2 protein-coding genes and 1 pseudogene are annotated in these 2,410 nt (G+C 73.7%); all 3 read left to right on the top strand.

Features of this window, described 5'->3' with window-relative positions:
- On the top strand, positions 1-952 hold a 952-nt coding region (locus tag H5J30_RS27505; RefSeq protein ID WP_181790013.1), incomplete at its 5' end, for a hydroxysqualene dehydroxylase.
- Between the two features lie 20 nt (positions 953-972).
- On the top strand, positions 973-2,067 hold the full coding sequence (locus H5J30_RS27500; protein ID WP_181790012.1) for a polyprenyl synthetase family protein: 1,095 nt from the start codon (positions 973-975) through the stop codon (positions 2,065-2,067).
- Between the two features lie 49 nt (positions 2,068-2,116).
- Positions 2,117-2,410: pseudogene (locus H5J30_RS27495) on the top strand (squalene--hopene cyclase); the annotation flags it as partial.

Here is a 2,410-nt window from a genome sequence, read left to right as displayed (position 1 = left end):
CAGCTGGCTGCACCGGCACGGGCAGTCGCCGCGCGCCGTCTCGGCGCTGTGGGACATGGTCGGCGTCGCCACCCTCAACTCCTTCGCGCCGGAGGTCTCCCTCGGGCTGGCCGCGATGGTGTTCAAGACCGGACTGCTCACCGAGCGCGGCGCCGCCGACATCGGCTGGGCCCGCGTGCCCCTCGGCGAGCTGCACGACACGCTGCCCCGCCGCCGGCTGGAGCGGACCGGCGCCCGCATCCTGCTGCGCACCCGCGCCACCGAACTGCGCCGCACCCCCGCCGGCGGCTGGCAGGTCGACGCCGCGACCGGATCCGAGCGGACCGGCGGCCCGGGCACGACGCTGGACGCCGACGCCGTGGTCCTGGCCGTACCGCAGCGCGAGGCGCACGGGCTGCTGCCGGCCGGCGCGATCGACCACAAGGACCGGCTGCTCCGGATCGGCACCGCGCCCATCCTCAACCTCCATGTCGTGTACGACCGGCGGGTGCTGCACTCCCCGTTCGTCGCCGCGATCGGCACCCCCGTGCAGTGGATCTTCGACCGCACGGACACCTCCGGCCTCGCCGACACCCCCGGGGGCCGGGGCTGCCAGTACGTGGCGGTCTCCCAGTCCGCCGCGCAGGACGACATCGAGCGGCCCGTCGGCGAGCTGCGCGAGCGTTACCTCCCCGAGCTGTCGAAGCTGCTGCCCGACGCCCGCGGCGCCGGGGTACGCGACTTCTTCGTCACCCGCGAGCGCACCGCGACCTTCGCCCCGGCACCGGGCGTCGGCCGGCTGCGCCCGGGTTCCCGGACCCACGCACCCGGCCTCGCACTCGCGGGCGCGTGGACCGCCACCGGCTGGCCCGCGACCATGGAGAGCGCCGTCCTCAGCGGCCTCGCGGCGGTCCGCGAGACCCTCGGCGGCCTGGGTCGAGAAGTGCCGCGGAACCTGCTGGAAGCAGTTTGAGATCCATCGGAGGAGAGAACGTGCCCCGTCCAGAACCGGACACCGACACCGCGGCCACCCCCGGCGCCGCCGAAGTCCTGGTCTTGCTGGACCACGCCCGGGAGCTGACCAACCCGGTGCTGCGTGCCGTCGTCGACCGGCTCGTACCCCCGATGGACACCGTCGCCGCCTACCACTTCGGCTGGATCGACGCGCTGGGCAACCCGGCGGACGGAGACAGCGGCAAGGCCGTACGCCCCCTCCTCTCGCTGCTCGCCGCCGAGGCCGCCGGCGCCTCCGCGGAGACCGGGGTCCCCGGCGCCGTCGCGGTGGAGCTGGTCCACAACTTCTCCCTCCTGCACGACGACCTGATGGACGGCGACGAGCAGCGCCGCCACCGCGACACCGTGTGGAAGGTGCACGGCCCCGCGCAGGCCATCCTCGTCGGCGACGCCCTCTTCGCGCTCGCCTGCGAACTGCTGCTGGAACTGGACACGCCCGAAGCGGCACGCGCCGCCCGCCGGCTGAGCACCGCCACCCGCAGGCTCATCGACGGCCAGGCGCAGGACATCTCGTACGAGCACCGCGAGAGCGTCACCGTCGCCGAGTGCCTGGAGATGGAGGGCAACAAGACCGGCGCGCTCCTCGCGTGCGCCTGCTCCGTCGGGGCCGTGCTCGGCGGCGCGGGCGACGACGCCGCCGACGGTCTGGAGCGCTACGGACTCCATCTCGGCCTGGCGTTCCAGGCCGTTGACGACGTGCTCGGCATCTGGGGCGAGCCCGCCGTCACGGGCAAGCAGACCTGGAGCGACCTGCGGCAGCGCAAGAAGTCCCTGCCGGTGTGCGCGGCCCTCGCCGCCGGCGGCCCGGCCTCCGCCGAGCTGGCGAAGACGCTCGCCGCCGACGCGAAACGCGCCGATGACCGAAATACCGATGCGGAAAACGACTTCGACGAGGAAGAATTCGCGGCCCGGGCCGCGTTGATCGAAGAAGCCGGCGGACGTCGGTGGACTCAGGAGGAGGCACAGAGGCAGCACGAGAGCGCTCTCGCTTCGCTGGACGGGGTGAAGATGCCCGACGACATCCGCGAACGGTTCGTCGCACTCGCCGACTTCGTCGTCGTACGCCGGCACTGACACCGACGCCCGGGCCCCGCGTCCGGACGTCCCTTCGAAAGGGGTGTGCATGAAAGCCACTGCCGATGGCGGCAACGCAACCGACACCGCCCCCGCGGGGGCGGCGGCTGCCTTACTGGCCGCGAGGCAGGCGGTCGAGCGGGCGAGCGCCAACCTGCTCGGCCGGCAGGACGTCGAGGGCTGGTGGAAGGGCGACCTGGAGACCAACGTCACCATGGACGCCGAGGACCTGCTCCTGCGCGAGTTCCTGGGCGTACGGGACGAGCACACCACCAGCGCCGCCGCGCGCTTCGTCCGCGGCCGACAGGGTGCGGAGGGCGCCTGGGCGACGTTCCACGGCGGC

The organism is Streptomyces phytophilus, assembly GCF_013870535.1.
In the GTDB taxonomy this organism is placed as follows: Bacteria; Actinomycetota; Actinomycetes; order Streptomycetales; family Streptomycetaceae; genus Streptomyces; species Streptomyces phytophilus.
The sequence above is the reverse complement of the archived record's forward strand: the minus strand, read 5'-3'. Positions and strand labels throughout refer to the sequence as shown.